We start from the raw sequence: 24,571 nt of genomic DNA, 5'->3' as shown, positions 1-24,571 counted from the left end.
CTTATTCTGCTCCTTCCGTCTCTGCTGTCTCTGCTGTCTCTGCTGCTTCTGCCCCGGACTCTTCCAGCAGATACAGAAGTTCCTGCAGTTCTTCCTCGGTCACATTTCTCCAGGTGCCGGTCTTCAAGTGTCCAAGACGTATATTCATGATCCGGGTCCGCTTCAGCTCCTGCACATGATACCCCAGTTCGCCGCACATTCTGCGAATCTGGCGGTTCAGTCCCTGGGTCAGAACAATAGAAAATTTACGTTTTCCAAGCCGCTGTACCTGACATGGTCTGGTGGTCACATCCAGCTCTTTTAAGTAGACACCCGCTGCCAGATCGTTGAGAAAACGATCTGTAAATGGACGGTCTACCACCACCTCATACTCTTTTTCATGATAATGGGCTGCCCGCATCATCTCATTGATCAGGTCACCACGGTTGGTCATAAGCAGCAGACCCTCAGAATCCTTGTCAAGTCTTCCCATATAAGTGATCCGCTTGGGATACTGCAAAAACTCAATAATATTGGTGTCATTTCCCTGATGCGCTTCTGAGCAGACGATTCCTCTTGGCTTATTTACCGCAATCAGAATGGTTTTCTGCTTTTTCTCACCCACTGCTTTTCCATCTACGGTTATCTGGGCATGTTCATCCACCTGCATACCTACCGTTGCCGGTGTGCCATCCACCTTCACTCTTCCCTGCTCGATCAGACGGTCTGCTTCTCTTCGGGAACAGACGCCCGCTTCACTTAAATATTTATTCAAACGTAACATATATGTAATCCTTTCTTTGATGGCGGCAGATCTCTTTTCACTGCCGCCATACGCTCTTGATTATACCAAAATATGTCACTGATTACCAGTCTATCTTACTTCAGATATGCTTTCAGTTTTTCGATATTTTTCTCCTCAAAGTCTGCGATTTCTTTTGCAATCTCGCAATATTCCCGTGCGGCAGTCCGGTTTTCCTTGACCGTCTTCATCAATTCTGTCATGCCTTTTGTATTTCCCTGGATCATCATATCTGCCAGTTTTTCCGTACTGTCATCCATCAGCGTATTCATCTGAATACCGCCCCACAGCATGGTCTTGTCCACCACATGATCCCGCGGCGGCGTCTCATGCTCTCTGGCATACATCTGCTGCAGTTTCTCCTCGTACTGCAGAAAACGGCAGGCCTGACGATTCAGATCCAGTGCCAGATCCTCATCCTCTACCTTGCCGATCACCATATGGATCGCCTCACCGGCCATCCTTGTATTCTGGAAACTCTCATCCAGCACCGCTCTGTCTGCTTCTGATAACATAAAAAAGCTCCTTTCCCTCGTAATCAATACTAGGGTATGGAGCTTTTTATCATTCTATTCTTTTTTTACTATTCCAGGAACTCTGTCTTCACATATCCAGTCTGACCTTTGTACTCAACCTTACTCCAGCCATTGTCATAAGACTCGATCTCAGTGATTGCATCACCCTGATAAGCCAATGCAATTCGATCAGAATCAGTTGTTGCATCGGAACGAACATTAACGCTTTCTTTCACACGGGTCTCACGGTTCTGTGCCTGAGCCTCACCAGTCTCAACACTTTCCTCCTGAGTCTCCTCCGGCTGTTCTTCCGTGGTCTCTTCTGCAGCAGCTTCCTCTGTCTGCTCTTCACCTGCTTCTACCTCATCACTTCCAGAACCAGTAGTCACTTTTTCCATAAAGGTTCTCAGTGCCTCATCGTTCTCCAGTGCTTCCTGATAGCGGCTTTGCATATCCGCATACAGTGCCTTTACTTCCGGATCTTCCTCAAGCTGCTTTACATAGGCCTGAAGCTCTTCGTCTTCTTCCACATTGCTGTAACGGATATAACGACTGCCATCCTCATCCTTCGGTGTCACATACAGACACTGAATATCCGGAACCAATGTCTCCACCTTCAGGAAATCCTTCAGTTTGATATCAAAACACAGGAACACAATGTAGGAATCCTCTTCCGGACCATCCTTTGTGTAGCAGACCATATTCTCATAAGAGTCATATGCAGTCGCACGGGAAACAATCTTGGCCTTGTCCTCATCGGTCAGCTCATCTGTGATCGTTGCCAGTGTATCTGTATCTCCGTTGATAATACAGTCCAGATATTTTGTAACAAGACGCTCTATCGAAGCATGAGTGTTCTCAATCAGCTCATTCGCGTCTTCCTCCGTTGTCTCATTCGTTGCACCTGTTGTTCCCTCTGCAGCATCTCCGGTCTTCGTTGTTCCACAGCCAGTTGTCAGTACTGCTGCTGTTGCAAAAACAGCCATACCGGTGATCGTGTACTTTTTGTACATCTGCAATAATTCTTTCAGGTTCTTCAACTCCATAAACATCTCCTTTTATTATTTTTGAATATAAAAAATGCACCTGACAAGATTCGAACTTGCGACACCGGGCGTCGGAGGCCCGTGCTCTATCCAGCTGAGCTACAGGTGCTTGGCTTATTACCTCAACTATCATACACCATGTTGAGGAAATAAGCAAATGTTTTTTGTAATATTTTTGTAATATTTTTCTAAACAGCACAGAGAAGAATAGATTTACACAAAACAGACTGATCAAGCTTGCTTGTAAAAGTCTGTTTTTGTAAAGCTATGGGGCGAGAGCCCCATAATGAGCAAAACAGTAAGCCCGCAGGGCGGTTTTGCGAATTGTCTCTGGGCTGTTCCGTTCCCGCACATCAGCAAAACAGTAAGCCCGCAGGGCGGTTTTGCGAATTGTCTCTGGGCTGTTTTTCCCCCCGGGTTATTCCGTTTATTTAGAATTCTATCCGATCTTTCTGCGCATTATAATAATAGGCATGATCGCTGAGAAAATCTTCCGCTTCTACACACTGGCTGTTGACCTGCCTTACCAGTTCGTCCAGCTCTTTGCGCTCATAATCCACCTTGTCCGGCAGAAGGATCAGTTCATGAATACTGCTGGGCAGAATATAATAGCTTCCACCGATCTGCCGGGCACAGATGCGGCGCACCTGAGAATCCACAAACACAGCCGCACCAAATTCCGGCTTTTTCGTATTCAGAATATACATTTCTGCGTCCGGGCATTCCACCTGATCTCCCAGGAATTCCGTCATGGCGACCATGCGGAATCCTCGTCTCTGCAGATTCTTCTTTGCCCGTTCAAAGAGCTGGTCTTCTGTTATTTTCCAACGTTCCATATGTGCTGTCCGGATCAGGGCAGTGGCATTTTTGATCAATTTTCCCGGAATCTCCATATAAAACACGATTGCCAGATCCATCCAGGGAATCCATGGAACTGTCTTCAGAAGGTCTTCATTCTTATTTCGGGAGATCAGGCGACAATAGATTCTTTTTTTCATCTTCTCATAATCCAGAAGCATCTCGAAATCTCCAGTCTGATGCAGCATGCTGTCCCTCTGGATCTTCAAAACCATCGCTGCCAACGTACACAGATCCTCCTTTGTCACATCTTCCCTGAAATAATGATTCACGTACACTGTCGGCTGCTCCCGGTGTCCTTCCATCACACAGGAAAATCCATCCAGCTGTACTCCATTATTTTTCAGCACCTGTACCCGTTTGATCGTCTCCTCTTCTCTTCTCTGCACAAAAATAGCCTTCTCAAGCCCACTTAAAAATTCTTCATATGTCATATATTTCCTTTCTTTTCTCAATATCGTCTCTTCTGGGAACTTTGTGTCGAACTGACACCTGAACGTATTATATCTGTTATTCAGTGTACTTGATTTTTTCTGATCTGCCAAGCATTTTTCTGCATAAAATACTAAAATTTTTATAAAATATTTCCCATCTGCCATAGATCGATCACCTGCCTGAGTCTCCATTCCAGATCGATCTTCTTCACTTCTGACACTGTATACACAGGGAACAGATCCACGATCTGCCCATTAATATAGTAGACCACACTTCCCACCAGCTCTCCTGCCTGTACAGGCGCTTTCAGGATATCCGGGACCATCACTTTCATGGTAAACTCATCATCCTCTTTCAGCAGGAAATCTTCCAAAGCCGCATCGGTCAGGATCTCCACCTTTTCTTTCTGGCCATCCATCACGGATAAGGGCTCCAATGCCATCCTGTCACTTCCCACCGTCTCCTTATGATAATCCTCCAGACCATAGTTCATGAGTGCCTTTGTATCCATCCATTTCCAGGTCTTATGGTTTGGCCAGCCGCAGGCCAGCACCACAGTGATCAGCCGTTTCTCTCCCCTCTCCAGTGCTCCCACATAGCAGTATCCGGCTTCATTTGTAAAACCGGTCTTTCCGGTCAAAGCTCCCTCCATCATCTGTAAAAATGCATTTTTATTCTGTACCGTAAAGCTTCTGTTTCCGTCCATATCTGTAAATGTCCAGGAAGGCTCTCTGGTGATGGAAAGAAATGTCTCATTTTTTATACAACAGCGCATGATCCGCGCCAGATCTCTTGCAGTTGTGGAATGTTTCCCATGTTCATCCTCTGCATCAAGCCCATTTGGTGAAATAAAATACGTGTGATAGCACCCCAGATGCTTTGCCTTCTGATTCATCATGGCCGCAAACCCTTCCACAGTCCCGCCCACATGCTCTGCAATGGCCACCGCAGAATCGTTATGAGATTCCAGCATCAGTGAATAACACAGATCCTGCAGGCGATACCTCTCTCCTTCCCGAATATGTAACTGTACATCCGGCATGGATGCTGCCCTTGCGGACACTTCCACGATCTCATCAAGATCTGCATGCTCCAGTGTCACCAGAAGGGTCATGATCTTGGTCGTACTTGCCATGGGCATAACTTCGTTGTCATTTTTTCCAAAAAGAATACGCCCGGTATCCGCATCCATCAGGACTGCCGACCGGGCGTATAGATTTTCCGGTGTACCTTCCGCCTGTACTCTTATGCTTATTTCCATCATAAGAAGCACTGTCAGAACACACACCAGATATGGTTTCCATTTTTTTCTTTTCTTCATATTCAAGCCGCCTGCACATTGCCTTGTTTCAATCTATGCGCAGAAACTTGTCACTATTCAGCCACTCTATCTGCAAGTCTTACAGGTTCAGTTTCAGCTGCACCTCTTCTTCGGCCTCCGACTTCATCTCTTCTACCAGATCCGGCTGAATGGACGGAAGTTCTTCCGTGGAACGCACACCGAAATTCCTGAGAAATTCCTCCGTTGTTCCAAAAAGGATCGGTTTTCCCGGAGCATCCAGTCTTCCTGCCTCTCCGATCAACCCGTACTCCACCAGACGATTAAGTGCATGGTCTGAGTTGACACCGCGGATCTTCTCCACTTCCTGACGGGTCACTGGCTGCTTGTATGCCACGATTGACAACACCTCCAGCTGTACATCCGTCAGTACATATTTTTTCGGCTGCTTTGCCACACGGATCAGTGCATCATAATATTCCCGTCTGGTACACAGCTGGAAAGCATCATCAAGCTCGATGATCTCCAGTCCGCCTTCTCTCTGATTGTAACGATCCATCATCTGATGTACCAGTTTCCTCGTTGTCTCTGTATCATGGCCGATAGCTGTAGCGATCTTCTCCACGCTCACTGCATTCCCCATGGCAAACAGCACCGCTTCTATGGTTGCTTCTAATTTTTCCAGTTCCACACCTGTACCTCGTCTCTCCTGTCTATAATTGTGATGTGATCAGCATATCGTCAAACAAATGCTCCTGCACCACTGTCAGTTCACCGGTCTTCATCAGTTCCAGCACTGCCAGAAATGTGACGATCATCTGAATCTTGCCCTTCTGCTCCCGCATCAGCTCCGAAAAGCGGAATGTCGCATGCTCCTGTGCATAGGTTCGAAGATCCATCATCTTCTCATCCAGACTCACTTCTTCCTGTTCGATCTGTCCGAATTTACTTCGGATAGGGTCGATCTTGTCATTCTGCCTGCGCATCAGCGACTGAAAAATCGCATTGAGGCGGGTCAGCGTCAGATCTCCCACCAGTTCTTCCAGATCCACCGGTTGCTCATATTTAGCCACTTCCTCTGGAATCGTAGGATCCTTATAAAGGACTTTTCCAGACACAGACAGGCGGTCTTTCAATTCATAAGACATATATTTGTACATCTTGTATTCCAGCAGCTTCTGGACCAGATCTTCACGAGGATCAATCTCCTCGCCTTCTTCATCCACTTCTGCCGGCAGCAGCATCTTAGCCTTGATCTCCAGAAGCGTAGCCGCCATAACAAGAAATTCACTCATCACGTTCAGATCTTCCGTCTCCATGGATTTCAGATACTCCATGTACTGGGCTGTGATCTCCACGATCGGAATATCAAAAATATTGAATTTATTTACATCGATCAGATGAAGCAGAAGATCCAGCGGTCCTTCAAAGCTCTCGATCTTTACTGATAATGCCATACTTCAGGCAACTCCTTCTATTGTAAGCAGGATCAGCTGGGGTGGATTGAAGATCCGAATGGGAACTGTATGCTCTCCCAATCCTGCACTGACTGCCATATATTTTCCGTTTCTTTCAAAAAAACCTCTGTCATATTCAGGAAACAGCTTCACCTGCGGGGTGATCACGCCTCCAATCCCAGGAATGCGGATGATTCCTCCATGAAGGTGTCCTGCCAGCGTCAGATCCGCCCCCCATGCTGCATAGGTATCAAAATACACCGGATTGTGCGCCATCAGAATATGAAAATGCTTCTCATCCGGTCGTCCGAACTTCTGCTCCAGGTCTTCCCCTTTATAGACAGGCTGCCGAAGCTTGTGGTAATACTCCAGCGGCATCTCATAACCATAGATCTTCACGCTGCTGCTTCCATGTACAAGCTCACACGCCTCATCTGACAGGATCCGAACCCCCATGGAAGTCAGCCGTCCAGCATACGCTTCGTACTGATGTTCATATTTCTCAGGCTGCTGGCGCATCCGTGATTCATGATTTCCATTGCTCAAAATAATCGGGATCTGTCTCTTTGTGAGTTCTTCAAACAGCAAAAGCGCATGCTCCATCTTCACAGCATGCTCCTTTGCCACCAGCATATCTCCGGCTCCCAGTATCAGATCAGCCTTCAGACTGTCTATAGCCTCCAGAAGCTGTTCCTGTCCCTCTCCCCACAAACGGTCATGGAGATCTGCCAGGAATACGATTCTGAGAGATCCATCCGTCCTTTTCAGTCGATCCGTCTTTATTTCCCAGGTTTTTATTTCCAGTTTTCTTTTTGCTCCAGTTTTCATAACTGTTATCATAACACAGATTTTATCTGTTCCGCAAGAAAATCCCGTATTTATAACAAAAAACTGTGTACCGTATGAAACAGATGATCCGAAAATCCTGCCTGCTCCACTGCCTGTTCCGTCAAGATCTTTGTATTGCCGATCTCTGTGCCCCCGATCCGGTAGACCAGCCTTCCCACCTCAGATCCTTTTTCCAGCGGAGCCTGTATCTCCTCCGTTAATTCCATTGTCCGTTCGATCTGATTCAGATTGGTTCCATCTGTGAAGACATAGGAAAATGTTCCTGCATATTTCAGCGTCACTGTATCCGCCACGCCTCCTTTTACCGGTAATTCCGGTAAAGGAACCGGATCGGTATCCTGGTAAAGACTGCAGCAGGCAAATCCACTGTTCAGCAGCGTAATCGCATCCTGGAACCGGCTCTTACTGTCTGCACCTCCCATAATGACTGCCACCAGCTCAATATTGTCTTTCTTTGCACTGGCAGAGACGCAGAATCCCGCCACACTGGTATAACCGGTCTTGAGCCCCGTCGCATACTCATACTGTTTGATCAGCTTATTGGTATTAGAAAGCCCGAATTCAAAATCACCTCTTGCTGTGGTATGTACGATATTTTCCATCCAAATAGTACAGTATTCATGGATCTGCGGATGATTTTTCAGGATTTCTCTGGACATGACCGCCACATCTCTGGCTGTCGTCAGATGCGCATCATCATCCAGTCCACAGCAGTTGACAAAATGGGTATTCTTCATGCCAAGTTCTGCTGCCTTTTGATTCATCTTCTTTACAAAATCACCTTCACTGCCGCTGATATGTTCCGCAAGAGCTACCGCAGCATCATTCGCACTGGCAACTGCCACACATTTGAGCAATGTTTCCACAGTCTGGGTCTCATAAGGCTCCAGATAGACCTGCGATCCACCCATGGATGCTGCATACTCTGACACCGTCACTGTATCATTCAGCGCGATTTTTCCTTGTTCCAGCGCCTCCATAATAAGAAGCATGGTCATAATCTTAGTCACACTGGCCGGATGCACCTTCTCGTCTGCCGCCTTTTCCATGAGCACTGTTCCCGTGGATACTTCCATGAGAATGGCATGCGGTGCCGCCACATCTGCAACCACCTGATCCGCCTGTACATTCATCGGGAACAGCAGACTGATCACCATCATATACACAATAAACTTTTTCAGAACCTTCAGAATATCACCTCAACGTCCCTTTGTTATATGTGTAGTTGTATTTTGAAAAAATATGCATAAAAGCCATAGAAAAAGGACTGTCGCAGCCAGTTGCCGCTACAATCCTTATCTGATCTTCCTATTACAGCAGAAGCACACATGCAAGCACGATTCCCAGGATACAGCCTGCTGCCACCTGGATCGGTGTGTGTCCCACAAATTCCTTCAGGCTTGCCTCCCAGAATTCATACATTTTGTCATTTTTCTTAAATGCTTCCACAAATCCTTCTGTCCGCAGAAAGTCAATCATCTCATTGAGGACTTTTCCCTGCTTTCCAGTCTCCATCCGAACCCCCATAGCATCATGCATGACGATGATCGCCAGCATGGCTGAAATGGCAAATTCAAAAGATCCGAATCCATAGACAATCGCTGCAGCCGTTGCCATGGAACTGACCGTTGCCGAATGGGCACTGGGCATCCCCCCGTCTCCAAACATCCGCTCCAACCGGAACTCATTATTAAGCATGGCATAGATCAAGGTCTTCAAAATCTGAGCAACTGCCCATCCTAGAACACCGCAGACCAGGATCCGATTGCTTAAAATATCCGCTATTATATTGCTCATGCATTACCCCGTTTTTTCATTTTGTGTTGGAAAAAGAAATGCCTTGACCATTACAGTCAAGGCATCACCGCACAATCCTTAATTATATTTACGCTTTCTAGCTGCTTCGGATTTTTTCTTACGCTTTACGCTCGGCTTCTCGTAATGCTCTCTTTTACGAATCTCCTGCTGGATTCCAGCTTTCGCACAGTTTCTTTTGAAACGACGCAATGCGCTATCCAAAGTCTCGTTCTCTTTAACGATCACGTTTGACATAGTATCACACCTAACCTCCCTCCAGTTGTGTATTGTGCAGAATACAACTGTATGGGTATTTTATTGCACTGCTAAAATTATATGAGCTTAAACCGTTTTTGTCAACAGTTTTTTCGCCTTTTTTTCATTTTTTTATTTAATCTGGCTTTCAACCACTTTGGCTGCCTCTTTGATGGCATCATCCACGGCTGCCGGATTCTTTCCGCCTGCCTGTGCCATACCCGGGCGTCCGCCGCCACCGCCGCCTACGATCGCTGCGATTGCTTTGATCAGGTTACCTGCATGAGCACCTTTCTTCTGTGCCTCATCGGTTGCAGTTGCCATCAGGCTTACTTTGCCGTCTTTGACAGATGCAAGAACTACCACACCATCGCCAAGTTTCTCTTTGAGCTGGTCTCCCAGATCTCTCAAGCCGTTCATGTCAACATCATCAACTCTTGCAGCCAGCAGCTTCACGCCGTTGATCTCCTGTACCTGGTTCATAACATCACCAAGTGCATCTTTGGCAGCTTTGCTCTTCAGTGCCTCATTCTCACTCTGAAGTGCTTTGATCTCTGCATACAGATGCTCAATCTTTTCGCTGACAGCTTCTGGTTTAGTTTTCAGAAGTTTTGCAACATTGGCAAGCTGTGCTTCCTGCTCTTTATAATATGCAAATACTGCATCACCGGTCAGTGCCTCAATACGACGCACACCTGCTGCAATACCAGACTCAGACAGAATCTTGAATGCCAGGATCTCACTGGTGTTGGCTACATGAGTACCACCACACAGCTCCTTGGAGAAATCACCCATAGATACCACGCGAACGTTCTCAGAATATTTCTCGTCAAACAATGCCATGGCACCGCTCTTCTTTGCCTCCTCAATGTTCATCACATCGGTAGTCACCGGAAGTGCTGCACGGATCTCTTTATTTACCAGAGCCTCGACCTCTGCGATTTCCTCAGCAGTCATCGGCTGGAAATGAGCAAAGTCAAAACGAAGTCTGTCCGGAGTTACCAGAGAACCCTTCTGCTCTACATGACTTCCCAGAACAGTCTTCAATGCTTTCTGAAGCAGATGAGTCGCACTGTGGTTCTTACAGGTATCTGCACGATCTGCGGCATAAACACTTAATGTTACTACATCACCTGTCTTGATCATGCCCTTGGTCATACGACCAACATGTCCGATCTTGCCGCCCAGCAGTTTGATCGTATCTTCTACCTGGAATACCGCATCGCCAAGTGTGATTTCACCCTTGTCGCCTTCCTGTCCACCCATGGTTGCATAGAATGGAGTCTTCTCTACGAAGATGGTTCCCATCTGTCCATCGGTCAAAGCTTCCACAATATCTGTATCTGTGGTCAGTACGGTTACTTTGGACTGATCTGTCAGATGATCATATCCTACAAACTCAGAGGTCACTGCTGCATCGATCTCATCATATACGGTTGCATCTGCACCCATATAGTTGGTCACCTCACGGGCAGTACGTGCCTTGGTACGCTGCTCTTCCATGCATGCCTTGAATCCATCTTCATCAATACCATATCCCTTTTCTTCCAGGATCTCTTTGGTAAGATCCATCGGGAATCCATAGGTATCATACAGCTTGAACGCATCTGCTCCAGACAGTGTCTGTGTTCCTGCTGCTTTCATATCTTCTTCCATCTGTGCAAGGATGCCGAGTCCCTGGTCAATGGTCTTGTTGAACTTGTCCTCTTCCTGGCTGAGAACTTTTACGATAAAATCTCTCTTCTCTTCCAGCTCCGGATATCCATCCTTGGAGCCTTCAATCACAGTCTCAGACAGTTTTGCAAGGAATTTTCCTTCAATTCCAAGAAGACGTCCGTGACGTGCGGCACGACGGATCAGACGACGGAGAACATAACCGCGTCCCTCATTGGTAGGCATAATACCATCAGAGATCATGAAGGTTGCGGAACGGATATGGTCTGTGATCAGACGGATAGATACGTCCTTCTCATCGCTCTCATGATACTTGCAGTGAGCCATCTCACAGACTTTGTCTCTCAGTGCTCTTACAGTATCTACATCAAAAATAGAATCTACATCCTGTACAACAGAAGCCAGACGCTCCAGACCCATACCAGTATCGATATTCTTCTGGGTCAGCTCTGTGTAGTTGTTATTTCCATCATTATCGAACTGGGTAAATACGTTGTTCCAGATCTCCATATAACGGTCACAGTCACAGCCTACTGTACAGCCTGGTTTTCCGCAGCCATATTTTTCTCCACGATCATAGTAAATCTCAGAGCAGGGACCGCACGGACCAGCACCATGCTCCCAGAAGTTATCCTCTTTACCAAATTTAAAAATTCTGTCTGCAGGGATACCGATCTCTTTATTCCAGATATTGAATGCCTCATCATCCTCCAGATATACAGACGGATACAGTCTGTTCGGATCCAGTCCGATCACTTCGGTCAGGAATTCCCAGGACCAGTGGATCGCTTCATCCTTGAAATAATCTCCAAAAGAGAAATTACCCAGCATCTCGAAAAAAGTACCGTGACGTGCGGTCTTACCTACATTCTCGATATCGCCGGTACGGATACATTTCTGGCAGGTCGTCACCCTTCTTCTCGGTGGGATCTCAGCTCCTGTAAAGTATGGTTTCAAAGGTGCCATACCTGAGTTGATCAGCAGAAGACTCTTGTCATTATGCGGAACGAGCGAAAAACTCTTCATTTTCAGATGGCCCTTGCTCTCGAAGAAATCAAGAAACATTCTTCTGAGCTCATTAACGCCGTATTCTTTCACTTTCTTTTCCTCCTGTCAAACCGCACTTTCAGCGGCTCATGTAAATTTTATCTTAGCACACGATTTCAGCTATCGCAACTGATTTCTCATATATTTCTGTCAGTTTTAGAAAAATATCACGTCAGAACCACATCATCGATCAGATCCGTCCCATCTGCAGCTGTAGTGGCAAGTTCATCACACCGTTCATTCTGAGGATGACCATCATGGCCCTTAACCCAGATAAACTTTACCTGATGGGGTTCCTTCGCCTTCAGAAGCCGTTTCCACAGATCCGGATTCTTCACTGGCTTTTTCTGACTGTTGATCCAGTTTTTCTTCACCCAGGAATCGATCCAATGCTGGTTAAACGCATCCACCACATATTTGGAATCCGAGTAGAGTTCCACCTGGCAGGGCCGGTTCAATGCTTCCAAACCTACAATGACAGCCATCAGCTCCATCCGGTTATTGGTGGTCTTTTTATATCCCTGAGAGAATTCCCGGATATGTTCCTGTCCCTGAGCATCCACACAGGATAAAATAGTTCCGTAGCCGCCCGGTCCGTCAGGATTTCCCCTTGCTGCTCCGTCTGTATAGATCTTAACTAACATAATGTCCACTCCTGTCCTTTGTACTCAATGGGATGAAAATGTTCCAGGAGTCCCTGCATAGAAGGCTCGTCCTGTACTTTCTGGCAGATCTCATAATGATCCCAGCAATGCATGGGAAATACCGCCTTTACCGGCACATGCTCAAGAAAGTATTTCATGCCCCAGTAATAAGCATTCTCCAGACGGCCATCCAGTGGCACAAATGCCACATCCATCCCACAGCCGTCCAGTTCCTTGATCTCCCGCTTATAGTTGGCGGCCATATTGTTGTTCCAGGCCTTGTCCTCCCCTTCCCAGTGCCACCAGTTCAGATCTCCGGCATGATAGATCCGTCTGCCTTCCGTCTCCACCATGAATGCGACTCCAAGATCGGTAGACTTCAGGGTTCTGATCTTAAGATTTCCGATCTCCACATCTGTCTCCGGCTTCAGACTGTAGATCCAGTCCTTCTTTTCCTCCGGCTTCAGGCGGATCTCTCTGGCCAGCACGTATTCCGCTCCACCAAACTGCTCCCGCAGATTGAAGATCGTCTTCGAAAAATGATCCGGATGACTATGACTGTTCAGAAAATAGACCTGCTTTCCCGCAGGACGTTCCGGCAGGTCCCCTTTTCCATAATAATCAAAGATCAGCATACTTTTTTCCAGTTCCACCGCAAAACTGCTATGATATATATATGTTACTTTCATTTCTTTTCCCTCTTGTCATTGATGCTGTTCAAGAGTATAGCATATCCCTCTATCAAAATGAAAGCCTCATCCGAATATTTCCTATATAATAATGCACACCAGTCCACCATTGGAATCGTTGACGATCTTCTGCATGGTCTCCTGAAGCTTTACCTGGCTCTCTTCTCCAATCTGGTAAAGCTTGCTGCGGATGCCATCTTCCACCAGCTCTTCGATGGTCTTTCCGAAAATATTGATCTGCCAGATACCTTCTTCCTGTCTCTTTCCATCCTGAATATACTGAATCAGATCTCTGGCCTGTTCCTCACTGCCTACGATCGGTGCGATCTCTGTCTCAATATTTGCCCGGATCATATGGACAGACGGAGATTCTGCCTTTAATTTCACACCAAATTTTCCACTCTGATGGATAAGAACCGGATCTTCCATATGGATTTCCTCCTTCTCCGGCAGCACCATACCATAGCCTTTCTGGCGCACCATATCCATAGCTTTCATGACTGTTCCATATTTTTTCTGCATCTGGGACAGATCCCGAAGCTGCTCCATGAGATCATATTCATCCTTAAGTTCCATACCGGTCATCTCACTGAGCATCTGATAATAGCAGCTCTCCTCCATCTCCACCGAATACCGGGCACAGCCTTTGCTCAGAGCCACCTGATCAAGCTTCACCTTGCTGATGCAGGTCTCTTCAACACAAGCATGAACGGTTCCTACATCCCTGAGTACCCGGAATTGTTCCATCATGGATCTGGCAGCTTCCACCACCTGCTGCTTCACCGGGTGAGACAGAGGCAGCATCTCCACCCAGCGGGGCATGCGATACTCCACCTCCACCAACGGAAATTCCAGCAGCACCTGCTCCAGGATCATATTTACATCTTCCTTTTTCAGCTGCTCACAATTAACCGGAATAACCGGTATCTGGTATTTATGATACATATCTTCTGCCCGGTTACGAACCTGCTCGCTGTATGGCCGGGTAGTGTTGAGTAAGATCACAAAGGGTTTGCCAAGGTGCTTTAATTCCTCTACCGTCCGTTCTTCTGGTTTCTCGTAATTTTCCACAGGAATCTCACCAAAACTTCCGTCACAGGTCACCACGATTCCGATTGTCGAGTGATCGTGGATCACTTTATGTGTTCCCAGCTCCGCTGCTTTGGTAAATGGTATCTCGCCGGAAAACCAGGGTGTTCTGACCATCCGCTCGGTCTCTCCCTCCAGATGTCCCACTGCACCGTCCACCATGTAGCCCACACAGTCGATCAGACGGATCTTTACAGAGATTTCCCCCGCCACCTTGATCTCTACCGCTTCTTTCGGCACAAATTTAGGCTCCGTAGTCATGATGGTCTTGCCAGCCGCCGACTGGGGCAGTTCATCAGTGGCCCGCTCCCGCTCATGGATGTCTTCCATATTAGGAAGCACCATTAAGTCCATAAACCGCTTGATAAATGTAGATTTTCCTGTCCGCACCGGACCTACCACACCTATGTAGATCTCACCGCCGGTTCTTTCCCTGATGTCGCTGTATAGATGAAATTCTTTCGGATTCTGATTATTGTCCATAAAAATACCCCTCCCATATTTGTTCTAAATATATGGGAAGGGTGTTTATTTTATGCCATAAGTGCTTCCAGTTCCTTGCGGATCTCCTGGATAAATGCAGCAGAGTTAAGTACTTTCACATCCGTCAGTTCTGTGATCAGCGCCAGATCCTTGGTCATGCGACCGGACTCTATGGTCTTCACAGATGCCTTTTCCAGGCAATCTGCAAACTGCATCAGTTCCGGGATCTGATCCAGCTCTCCGCGCTTTCTTAACGCTCCACTCCAAGCAAAGATGGTTGCCATAGGATTGGTGGAAGTCTCTTTTCCTGCCAGATGCTGGTAATAATGTCTCTGCACAGTTCCATGAGCAGCCTCATATTCATAGTATCCATGAGGGGATACCAGTACGGACGTCATCATGGCAAGAGATCCGAAAGCAGTTGCCACCAGGTCACTCATCACATCACCATCGTAGTTCTTGCAGGCCCAGATAAATCCGCCTTCTGATTTGACCACTCTGGCCACCGCATCATCGATCAGTGTGTAGAAATAGGTAATATCTGCCGCATCAAACTGCTCTTTATATTCTTTTTCAAAAATCTCCTGGAAAATATCCTTAAAATGATGGTCGTATTTCTTGGAAATGGTATCCTTGGTTGCAAACCATACATCCTGCTTTGTTGCCAGTGCATAAGTAAAGCAGCTTCTTGCAAAGCTCTCGATGGAAGCGTCCAGATTATGCATTCCCTGCACCACGCCAGGTCCTTTAAACTCGTGAACTGTCACAGCACTTTTGGAGCCATCCTCCGCAGTGTAGACCAGTTCTACCTTGCCAGGTCCTGGAATCTGCATCTCAGAAGCTTTATACACATCACCATAGGCATGACGTGCCAGCGTGATCGGTTTTTTCCACGTTTTTACATAAGGCTCAATGCCTTTTACAATGATCGGCGCCCGGAATACGGTTCCATCAAGGATCGCACGGATGGTTCCGTTGGGACTCTTCCACATTTCTTTCAGATGATACTCTTCCACACGGGCTGCATTGGGCGTGATGGTTGCGCATTTCACTGCTACTCCATATTTTTTTGTTGCTTCTGCAGCATCAATGGTGATCTGATCATTGGTCTCGTCTCTCTTTTCCAATCCAAGATCATAATACTCCGTCTTCAGATCAACAAACGGAAGAAGCAATTCCTCTTTGATCATCTTCCACAGGATACGGGTCATCTCATCTCCGTCCATCTCTACCAGCGGTGTCATCATTCTAATCTTTTCCATGGTAACCTCTCCTCAGCATTATAAAATTTTATCCAGTCCATAAGCACGGATACTCTCGATCGTATGCTTTACATGCTCTTTTGCCAGTGCCTCTGCCCTGTCTGCATCCTGATCACGGATAGCTTCAAAGATCGCCCTGTGCTCCTCTGTGGATGTCACAGAACGACTGCTGGTGGAAATGGTAGCTTTTCTTACCATTTTCACATAATCATGAAAATCCGACAGCACATGATTCAGGATCCGGCTTCCTCCTGCTTCATAGAGCTGCTCATGGAATAAGCTGTCAAGCTCATAGAGCTTATCATAATTCTTCTTCTCTGTATGGTATTCGGTCAGGCACAGCGTTTCTTCCAGATTATCAAGCTGCTCTCTGGTAATATGCTCAGTCGCCCATCTGGCACATAAGCCTTCCAGCATGGAACGGATCACGTAAATATCCTGCACATCCTTGGCCGTGATCATATTCACGTATGCTCCCCGGTTGGGAATGATAGATACCAATCCTTCCAACTCCAGCTGACGAAGTGCTTCTCTTACCGGTGTCCGGCTCACTCCCAGCTCTGCTCCGATGGCAGTCTCTTTTAATTCTGTATTCTGCTCATATCTGCCGCTCAAAATATCCTCGCGGATACTTTCAAATACTTTTCCTCTTAAAGAATACTTATCGCGACTCTCCTTGTGTCCTTGTTTGTCCTGCATGACGTTTGTTAATAATCCTCCTCAGTCTGTATCATTGTATACAATTTCAATTCGTATACATTTTACCATGTTGAGGGAAGATGTCAAGCTCTGAAAACAAGAATCCCGGTAATGCAAGTGTCAGGAAACAGTACGTGTGATAAGAGCTCGTATTCCTAGACAGAACGAAATGCGTCATACAGATCCAGGCTTCCATAGCCCCAGGTTTTATTGGGATAATCAAAGATATTCAGACGATTTGCACCGCGGATCAGATACCGCTGTATTGTGATACTGTCCATGGCAGGAACATTTCCTCGAACGATCCCCCACTCCAGCAAAAGTGCACAGGCTCCGGCTCCCAAAGCTGCGGCCGCACTGCTTCCAGTCAGGGTCGTTACTCTTCCCCGCAGGTCCACTGCTGCCACCTCCACCGCAGGAGCTGCCAAGTCTGGTTTGATCCGGCCATTTCTCGTATATCCACGACCCGAATCATACCATATACTGCCATTTCTGGCATCATATCCGGAAAAAGTCAATACTCCTTCCGCATTTCCCGGTTCCGTGACTGTCGTATCCGGATCCGGCCGTAAAAAATAAGTCTCATCACTGATGAACCCTGTGACTGGAAGCCACATATGAAATGTGTTCTCCAGATTTCCTTCCGCATAGACACGGATCATCCAGATTCCCGGTGTAGGATTTTGGAACGCCAGCAAAAGGCGTTGGTCTCCTGAGACGATTTCCGATAATTCATATTGAATATCCAGGATCGTACTTTCAAATACAAAATCATAGCGCTGACGATCCAGTTTTCTGGCAACAAACCGGGGAATTTTCTCCCCACTGGGTGCGATCACTTCCACCGAAAACAGATCTGGTGCATTTCCCCAGAGATTGACCTGAAAACCTTTTTCTCCGGCTCCTACCCGCAGCTCTACTTCCGTATAATCCTGATCCCTAGGAACTACTCCAAAATAATGATGCCCTTTGTTTCCTTCATTTCCGGCAGCCACTGCCACTGCTCTGCCCACCTTCCGGCACACATAGTTCAGATAAAGGCTAAGTGCATTTTCTCCCGTATGACCACCTGTATTACTTCCCAGTGCCATGCAGATCACCAGCGGTTTTCCTTCTCTTTGTGCCAGTTGGTCAAGATAACGGACCGCCAGCATGATGTCGGCTTCCTCATAAGCAATGCTGTCAAGCGGAATCCGCTGCATCTGCCGGATAAATGGCTTTGCCTGTTTCAGCTTTACCACTGCCAGTTCTGCCTCCGGTGCAGCTCCCAGATAGTTTTCTTCCAGAAGTTCTGAGGATGCCGCTATTGAAGCCACTTTGGTTCCATGTCCGTTTTCATCTTTTCCAGGAAGCACTTCCTGTTCTTCCGCCAGCAACTTATCAATGTCTTCTGATGTATAGACACTTCCATATTGAAATCCTTCGGGACTGCGTCCACTTTGATCTGTCTGATCCCACAGCTCCAGTACCCGGGTTTTCCCATCTGCTTTGCGGAATGTCATCTGTTTCAGTTCTATCCCCGAATCCAGGAATCCAAGGATCACTCCCTGTCCTCTCAGATTCAATGCAGGCTGATTCTGCACCTGCAGAATCTTTGTCGTTTCAAGGCTCTCTGTATTGAGCTGTGTATAGCACCAAGGCAGCGCATAATCCCCGATTGGAAGTGATGTTCTGTTGCCAAACACCTCTTTCCTGCTTATATAATATACAGAAAAGCTAGGACTTATATATTGCGCACAAACACCATACGGCAATAGATCCATCTCAGCCGGCGGATTTACATCCGCTTTCCAGATATAATCCATATATTCATCGGACAGGATCGCATTCTGACAGATCATGTTATCATTCCTCTCGTCAACATCTCTCTATCAGAATATTACGATCACTGTCTTTTGGTGTGGAAATCCACTATTTGCTTACTTCCACTGAGAGAACTTCCCCTTCAAACGGATCAACCTCAGATATTTCTCCCGTGTAAGTTACCGTTACTTTATCACCGATCTTTGCATCATCCAGTCCTGCTGGTTTTTCACCATCAAATGTGAATGCATAAGAAGCTCCCTGGGCATCTGTGACCACAAACATAAAATCCTTCACTTCATCCAGCGTACCACTCATCGTGGATGCATCTGCTGTCTGACTCTCCTGTGTGGTCTGGGATGCTGTATCTCCCTTTGCTCCACAGCCTGTCATCATAGCTGCTGCCATTGCCATCGTTACCACCATCATTACCACTTTTTTCTTCATATTAGAACCTCCTGAAATTATGTTGTTTTTTATATTTCTGCTATATTAGACCCTCTATTATACAAAAAAGTTTCAAAATCTTTTTATTTTTTAATTTTCCATTTTTGATGCCTGATCGATCCGCTTCAGTTCTTCTTCCGTGAAGTCTGCACTCTCCAGCACCTTCAGATTATCCAGGATCTGAGATGGTTTGGAAGCACCAATGAGCACGCTTGTAACTACGTGATCCTTGAGCACCCACTTCAGTGCCATCTGTGCCAGACTTTCTCCACGTTCCTTTGCAATTTCATTGAGCATACAGATACTCTCCACCTTTTCTTCGGTCAGCTGAGACGCCTTAAGAAATCTTCCATCCGTAGCGATCCTGCTATCTGCAGGGATACCGTTCAGATACCGGTCTGTCAGAGTTCCCTGTGCCAGCGGGCTGAATGCGATGATGCCTTTGTCAGCCTCGTGTGCTGCCTGCTTCAGACCATTTTTCTCAATGGTACGGTCAAAGATGGAATATCGGTTCTGGTTGATAATATACGGGCAATGCAGCTCTTTTAAGATGGCTGCTGCCTGCTTCATATGCTCACCGTCATAATTGGAGATTCCCACATAGAGTGCTTTCCCGCTCCTCACGATCTGCGCCAGGGTCTCCATGGTTTCCTCCAGAGGTGTCTCCGGATCCATCCGGTGATGATAGAAAATATCCACATAGTCAAGTCCCAGTCGTTTCAGACTCTGATCCAGGCTGGCAATGATATATTTCTTGCTTCCCCAGTCACCGTAAGGGCCATTCCACATAAGATAACCGGCTTTGGTACTGACCAGGATCTCATCCCGGTAGGCATGAAGTTCTTCCTTCATGATCCGGCCAAAGTTGGTCTCTGCGCTGCCTGGCTCCGGACCGTAGTTATTCGCAAGATCAAAATGCGTGATTCCATGATCAAATGCGGTAAAGCACAAGGATTTCATGTTTTCATAAACAGCAGTGCTTCCAAAATTGTGCCATAACCCCAGTGACACCTCCGGGAGCTTGAGTCCGCTCTTTCCACAACGGTTGTACTTCATTGTCTCATAACGAGTTCCATCTGCCTGATACATCTTGTTCCTCCTTTTTTAATCCTTGAACTGACTGTTATATAATTTTGCATAAAATCTTTTTTTTGCCAGCAGACTTTCATGATTGCCCTGCTCAATGATATGGCCATCTTTCATAACCAGTATCACATCCGCCTCACGGATCGTGGATAATCGATGTGCCACAATAAAGCTGGTATGGCCTTCCATCAGTCTGGCAAATGCATTCTGGATCTTCATCTCTGTACGGGTATCGATGGAAGAGGTTGCCTCATCGAGAATCAGCATGGGTGGGCGGCACAGCATCAGTCTGGTAATACATAAGAGCTGTTTCTGTCCCTGAGAGAGTCCGCCGCCGTCCTCTCCGATCACCGTATCATAGCCCTTTGGCAGACGCTTGATAAAGCTGTGTGCATGGCTGCTCTTTGCCGCTTCGATCATCTCTTCTTCCGTGGCATCCGGCTTTCCGATCAGAATATTTTCCCGAACGGTTCCTGAACGGAGCCAGGTATCCTGTAAGACCATACCATAGGAAGAACGAAGGCTCTTTCTGGTCACCTGACGGATATCGTCACCTTCTACGCTGATGGAACCAGCATCCACATCATAGAACCTCATGAGCAGATTGATGACTGTAGTCTTGCCGCAGCCTGTAGGACCTACAATTGCCACACGTTCTCCCGGCTTCACAGCCAGATTAAGATCCTCGATCAGCTTCTGATCCGGGCGATAGGAAAATGCCACATGTTCAAGATCCACGCGGCCTTCCACATCCGTCAGTGCCGTGGCATCTGCCGGTTCCGGCACCTGAGGCTCTTCTTCGATCAATTCAAAGACTCTTCCTGCGCAGGCAATGGCGTTCTGAAGCTCCGTCACTACACCTGAGATCTCATTGAACGGCTTGGTATACTGATTTGCATAGTTTAAAAATGCAGTTAGCTGTCCAACGGTCATTCTGCCGCTGATAGCAGCCAGAGCACCGGTGACTCCCACTCCTGTGTACACCAGACTGTTGACAAAGCGGGTGGACGGGTTGGTGATGGAGGAAAAGAAAATGGCACGCAGAGAATATTTTCTCAGACGCTCATTGATCTCTCCGAACTGCTCCATGGCGTCTTTCTCATGACCAAAAGCCTGCACCACCTTCTGATTACCGATCATCTCATCGATCAGTGCCGTCTGTTTCCCTCTCGCCTCCGACTGCAGACGGAACATGGTAAATGTTTTCTTTGCAATAAAGGAGGCCACGATCATAGACACCGGCGTGATCAAAAGCACAACCAGCGTGATCCCTGCATTGACACTCAGCATGAATCCGATGGTTCCCACAATCGTGAGCACACCCGTAAATAGCTGGGTAAATCCCATCAGAAGTCCATCTGCAAACTGATCTACATCCGCAATGATCCGGCTCACTACTTCTCCTGACGGATGTCCGTCCAGATATTTCAGCGGCAGGATCTCCAGCTTTGCAAATGCTTCATTTCGGATATCACGCACGATCTGATAGGTCATCTTGTTATTGCAGATATTCATGCCCCACTGTGCCACTGCAGTCACACCGATAACCATGACCATTCTTTCGAGCACTGCAAAGATTCCTGTAAAATCCACCTGTCCTTTTCCGATCACACAGTCAACGGCATCCCCGGTCAGCAAAGGAATATACAAAGTGGACGCCACCGTAATTGCAGCAAGTCCAAAGGAAAGAGCCAGAAAGAACCAGTACCGTTTCAGGTAGCGCAGTACTTTTTTCAGTGTCTCACTCTGCTCCGAACGAATCTTCTTACGCATGGGCTCTCTCCTCCTTTCTGTCGAACTGTGAATAATGGATTTCCTGATAAACCGGACAGTTTTCCAGAAGTTCCTGGTGAGTTCCGATTCCGGCCACCATTCCATCGTCAAGCACAATGATCTGATCTGCATGACGGATGGAAGAGGTCCTCTGAGATACGATAAAGACTATCGGATTGCCCTTCATCTCCCGCAGTGCTTTTCTAAGCGCTGCATCGGTTGCAAAATCCAGTGCAGACGCACTGTCATCCAGGATCAGGATTCCTGGATGGCCCACCAGTGCTCTTGCAATGGTCAGTCGCTGTCTCTGTCCGCCAGACAGGTTCTTGCCGCCCTGATCGATCTTTGCCTGCAGTCCGTCTGCTCGCTCTCTTACAAACTCTGCCGCCTGTGCTGTCTCCAGAGCCTCCCACAGCTCTTCTTCCGTGGCGTCCTTCTTGCCCCAGCGCAGATTGTCTTCAATAGTTCCTTTGAAAAGCACCGCTTTCTGTGGCACAATGCCAACCATTTCCCGAAGCGTCTCCAGATCAAAATCTTTTACATTTTTCCCATTGATTTTCACGGCTCCAGCCGTCGCATCATAAAAACGCGGGATCAGATTCACAAGACTGGATTTTCCGGAACCTGTGCCTCCAATGATACCGATCGTCTGTCCTGCTTTCGCTGAAAAATCAATATCTGTCAGGGATTCTGTACCAGCCTGTGCATAAGTCAGACCCACATGGTCAAAGACAACCTCGTCTGCCCTGGCAAGATTGGTGTCTGATCCATTTTTCATACTGGACGGAATCTCCAGCACACTCTGAATACGATTTCCGCAGGCAACGGATTTGGTAATGTTGATGATCAGATTTGCCAGTTTCACCAGCTCCACCAGGATCTGATTCATATAGTTGACCAGTGCCACCACTGCTCCCGTGGTAATGATCCCCTGATCCACGCGGATGGCTCCTGTGTACAGAAGCACTACAACTGCTCCATTTACAATGATATATGTCAGCGGATTCATAAGACCGGAAATCTTTCCCACGAACTTCTGCATATCGGTCAGACACTCATTTTTCTCACGAAAATGTGTCTGCTCCTGTTCTTCCAGACAAAATGCACGGATCACACGGACACCGGTAAGATTTTCACGGGTCAGCCCAAGCACCTTGTCAAGTGCTCCCTGCACCCGCCGATACAGCGGCATGGTCCAGATCATAATGCCAAATACGACCACCGAAAGCATCGGGATAGCTACAACAAAGATCATTGCCGCCTTCACATCCACCGTAAATGCCATAATCATCGCACCAAACACAATGAAAGGAGAACGCAGAAACAGACGCAGCACCAGATTCACGCCGGATTGCACCTGGTTGATATCACTGGTCATTCTGGTAATCAGCGTAGACGTGCCCAGATTATCCATCTCTGTGTAAGACAGACTCTGAATATGTGCAAACAGCTCCCTTCTGAGTACAGCAGAGAATCCGGTAGCTGCTTTCGCTGCGAAATACTGGGCAGTAATGGAGCAGGCAAGACCGATCACTCCCAAGGCGATGAGCACCAGACACATACGGATCACATAACCTCTGTCATGTCCGCCGATTCCCACATCGATCACTGCAGCCATTACCAACGGCACAAACAGTTCAAACAGTGCCTCCAGCATCTTGAATAAAGGCGCCAGTACGGTCTCTTTCTCATAACCTTTCAGATAAACCAGTAACTTTTTCATGTAACACTCTCCTAAAATTCCTCGTAATTCCGATACAGCCGCATAGATAAGAATCCATCCGTATCCAGTGCATGGCTGTATTTTTCAATCTCCTCTGCTGCCAGCTTTACTCCTTTGTTCAGCCGATCCTCCAAAAACAGATCACTTTCCTGGCATGCTTCATTGAGCTGTCCATCCATGATCAGGCCTCCGATCTCCTTATCCTGTCCTGTCAGCCGGCTGAAAATACGGAAAATCTTTAATTTTCTCCTGCTTCTGCATACAAACAGCTTCAATGTGCGTCGGAACAGCCGGATACACCAGTCGATCTGCCGCGGCGTCACATGATCAAACATCTTTGAGATCTCCCTGCGGGTATGAGCCCGGCTGATCAGATGATGGATCGGTACATAATAAAGCGGATCTCGCCCATCCTCCTCCATCAGATACCGGTCAAACTCCGTCTCGATCTCCAGATGTCCCAGATCATGCTCTTCCATATATTCCGAAATGTATGGATGACACTCGCTATCCAGAATATAGTGACACAAAAATCCATATAAATACGCCCGCAATACCGAATCTTGATCTTCCTTGTACCGCTTTCTTCCCAATTCAAAAAATTCTGCTGCAATCTTCTTATGGAGCTTTACTCCCTGCTGATTGATCCGATTCTTACATAATGGGAAATAATAAAATAAAAGATCCGGTCCGTGAAGGCCTAAGAGAAACGCGTCTTCTCCTTTTCTTATGATCTCCTTCTCCGTTCCGGAAAGTTCCTGAAATACTTTTTTTCCAAATACATAATGTGCATATGCTGCAGGCATGTCCATTACCTCCTGTCTTTCGTTAGGAATTGCCATATGAAGTATAACACAATTTTGGAGCACTGCATATGATG

At 47.0% G+C, this 24,571-nt stretch carries 23 protein-coding genes and 1 tRNA gene; all 24 read right to left on the bottom strand.

Annotation, left to right across the window (positions count from 1 at the left end; all coding sequences use genetic code 11):
• Nucleotide 1: 1 nt before the first annotated feature.
• The 24 genes from WMO62_RS03020 to WMO62_RS02905 all read right to left on the bottom strand — a co-directional run bounded on the left by WMO62_RS03020 (nucleotide 2) and on the right by WMO62_RS02905 (nucleotide 24,497).
• On the bottom strand, nucleotides 2–763 hold the full coding sequence (locus WMO62_RS03020) for a pseudouridine synthase (protein WP_349143755.1): 762 nt from the start codon (nucleotides 761–763) through the stop codon (nucleotides 2–4).
• Between the two features lie 95 nt (nucleotides 764–858).
• Nucleotides 859–1,296 carry a hypothetical protein gene (locus WMO62_RS03015; RefSeq protein ID WP_349143754.1) on the bottom strand — a complete coding sequence of 146 codons (438 nt, stop codon included), beginning with the start codon at nucleotides 1,294–1,296 and terminating at the stop codon, nucleotides 859–861.
• Nucleotides 1,297–1,364: 68 nt separating this feature from the next.
• The gene (locus WMO62_RS03010) at nucleotides 1,365–2,342 is read right to left on the bottom strand and encodes an SH3 domain-containing protein (protein ID WP_349143753.1); all 978 of its coding nucleotides are present in this window, start codon (nucleotides 2,340–2,342) and stop codon (nucleotides 1,365–1,367) included.
• Nucleotides 2,343–2,377: 35 nt separating this feature from the next.
• Nucleotides 2,378–2,451 (bottom strand) — tRNA-Arg (locus tag WMO62_RS03005).
• Between the two features lie 322 nt (nucleotides 2,452–2,773).
• Nucleotides 2,774–3,634 carry a DUF5688 family protein gene (locus WMO62_RS03000; RefSeq protein ID WP_147357161.1) on the bottom strand — a complete coding sequence of 287 codons (861 nt, stop codon included), beginning with the start codon at nucleotides 3,632–3,634 and terminating at the stop codon, nucleotides 2,774–2,776.
• A gap of 140 nt (nucleotides 3,635–3,774) precedes the next feature.
• The gene (locus tag WMO62_RS02995) at nucleotides 3,775–4,956 is read right to left on the bottom strand and encodes a D-alanyl-D-alanine carboxypeptidase family protein (RefSeq protein WP_349143752.1); all 1,182 of its coding nucleotides are present in this window, start codon (nucleotides 4,954–4,956) and stop codon (nucleotides 3,775–3,777) included.
• A 79-nt stretch (nucleotides 4,957–5,035) separates the two neighbouring features.
• Nucleotides 5,036–5,605, bottom strand: a complete 570-nt coding sequence (scpB, locus tag WMO62_RS02990; protein ID WP_117496300.1) for an SMC-Scp complex subunit ScpB — start codon at nucleotides 5,603–5,605, stop codon at nucleotides 5,036–5,038.
• A gap of 22 nt (nucleotides 5,606–5,627) precedes the next feature.
• The gene (locus tag WMO62_RS02985) at nucleotides 5,628–6,371 is read right to left on the bottom strand and encodes a segregation and condensation protein A (protein ID WP_118440494.1); all 744 of its coding nucleotides are present in this window, start codon (nucleotides 6,369–6,371) and stop codon (nucleotides 5,628–5,630) included.
• 3 nt (nucleotides 6,372–6,374) lie between these two features.
• On the bottom strand, nucleotides 6,375–7,199 hold the full coding sequence (locus WMO62_RS02980; protein WP_178756690.1) for a metallophosphoesterase: 825 nt from the start codon (nucleotides 7,197–7,199) through the stop codon (nucleotides 6,375–6,377).
• 50 nt (nucleotides 7,200–7,249) lie between these two features.
• Nucleotides 7,250–8,380 (bottom strand): D-alanyl-D-alanine carboxypeptidase family protein, encoded by a 1,131-nt coding sequence (locus tag WMO62_RS02975; RefSeq protein WP_349143751.1) that lies wholly within the window; start codon nucleotides 8,378–8,380, stop codon nucleotides 7,250–7,252.
• 151 nt (nucleotides 8,381–8,531) lie between these two features.
• Entirely contained in the window at nucleotides 8,532–9,017 is a 486-nt protein-coding gene (locus WMO62_RS02970) for a divergent PAP2 family protein (protein WP_117496304.1), read from the bottom strand.
• Between the two features lie 78 nt (nucleotides 9,018–9,095).
• Complete coding sequence (gene rpsU, locus WMO62_RS02965; protein WP_021737899.1) at nucleotides 9,096–9,272, bottom strand: 30S ribosomal protein S21; 177 nt, start codon at nucleotides 9,270–9,272, stop codon at nucleotides 9,096–9,098.
• Nucleotides 9,273–9,404: 132 nt separating this feature from the next.
• Nucleotides 9,405–12,044, bottom strand: coding sequence for an alanine--tRNA ligase (alaS, locus tag WMO62_RS02960; RefSeq protein ID WP_349143750.1), 2,640 nt, complete (start codon nucleotides 12,042–12,044; stop codon nucleotides 9,405–9,407).
• Nucleotides 12,045–12,160: 116 nt separating this feature from the next.
• On the bottom strand, nucleotides 12,161–12,637 hold the full coding sequence (rnhA, locus tag WMO62_RS02955; RefSeq protein ID WP_349143749.1) for a ribonuclease HI: 477 nt from the start codon (nucleotides 12,635–12,637) through the stop codon (nucleotides 12,161–12,163).
• Nucleotides 12,631–13,326, bottom strand: coding sequence for an MBL fold metallo-hydrolase (locus WMO62_RS02950; protein WP_349143748.1), 696 nt, complete (start codon nucleotides 13,324–13,326; stop codon nucleotides 12,631–12,633). Before WMO62_RS02950 ends, rnhA begins: the two co-directional genes overlap by 7 nt.
• Before the next feature lie 81 nt (nucleotides 13,327–13,407).
• Entirely contained in the window at nucleotides 13,408–14,898 is a 1,491-nt protein-coding gene (spoIVA, locus tag WMO62_RS02945) for a stage IV sporulation protein A (RefSeq protein WP_118627289.1), read from the bottom strand.
• 50 nt (nucleotides 14,899–14,948) lie between these two features.
• Nucleotides 14,949–16,160 (bottom strand): NADP-dependent isocitrate dehydrogenase, encoded by a 1,212-nt coding sequence (locus tag WMO62_RS02940; protein ID WP_349143747.1) that lies wholly within the window; start codon nucleotides 16,158–16,160, stop codon nucleotides 14,949–14,951.
• An 18-nt stretch (nucleotides 16,161–16,178) separates the two neighbouring features.
• The gene (locus tag WMO62_RS02935; protein ID WP_117496310.1) at nucleotides 16,179–16,859 is read right to left on the bottom strand and encodes a GntR family transcriptional regulator; all 681 of its coding nucleotides are present in this window, start codon (nucleotides 16,857–16,859) and stop codon (nucleotides 16,179–16,181) included.
• Between the two features lie 155 nt (nucleotides 16,860–17,014).
• Nucleotides 17,015–18,700 carry a S8 family peptidase gene (locus tag WMO62_RS02930; RefSeq protein ID WP_349143746.1) on the bottom strand — a complete coding sequence of 562 codons (1,686 nt, stop codon included), beginning with the start codon at nucleotides 18,698–18,700 and terminating at the stop codon, nucleotides 17,015–17,017.
• Between the two features lie 70 nt (nucleotides 18,701–18,770).
• Nucleotides 18,771–19,109, bottom strand: coding sequence for a hypothetical protein (locus WMO62_RS02925; protein WP_118509727.1), 339 nt, complete (start codon nucleotides 19,107–19,109; stop codon nucleotides 18,771–18,773).
• 90 nt (nucleotides 19,110–19,199) lie between these two features.
• The gene (locus WMO62_RS02920) at nucleotides 19,200–20,198 is read right to left on the bottom strand and encodes an aldo/keto reductase (RefSeq protein ID WP_349143745.1); all 999 of its coding nucleotides are present in this window, start codon (nucleotides 20,196–20,198) and stop codon (nucleotides 19,200–19,202) included.
• A gap of 15 nt (nucleotides 20,199–20,213) precedes the next feature.
• Nucleotides 20,214–21,968 (bottom strand): ABC transporter ATP-binding protein, encoded by a 1,755-nt coding sequence (locus WMO62_RS02915; protein ID WP_349143744.1) that lies wholly within the window; start codon nucleotides 21,966–21,968, stop codon nucleotides 20,214–20,216.
• Nucleotides 21,961–23,691, bottom strand: a complete 1,731-nt coding sequence (locus WMO62_RS02910; RefSeq protein WP_349143743.1) for an ABC transporter ATP-binding protein — start codon at nucleotides 23,689–23,691, stop codon at nucleotides 21,961–21,963. The genes WMO62_RS02915 and WMO62_RS02910 overlap by 8 nt, the downstream gene beginning before the upstream one ends.
• A gap of 11 nt (nucleotides 23,692–23,702) precedes the next feature.
• On the bottom strand, nucleotides 23,703–24,497 hold the full coding sequence (locus WMO62_RS02905; RefSeq protein WP_349143742.1) for a zinc dependent phospholipase C family protein: 795 nt from the start codon (nucleotides 24,495–24,497) through the stop codon (nucleotides 23,703–23,705).
• Nucleotides 24,498–24,571: the final 74 nt, after the last annotated feature.

Origin of the sequence: Hominiventricola aquisgranensis (assembly GCF_040096225.1) — a bacterium.
Lineage (GTDB): Bacteria > Bacillota > Clostridia > Lachnospirales > Lachnospiraceae > Hominiventricola > Hominiventricola aquisgranensis.
This window is presented reverse-complemented; position numbering and strand designations above follow the sequence as displayed.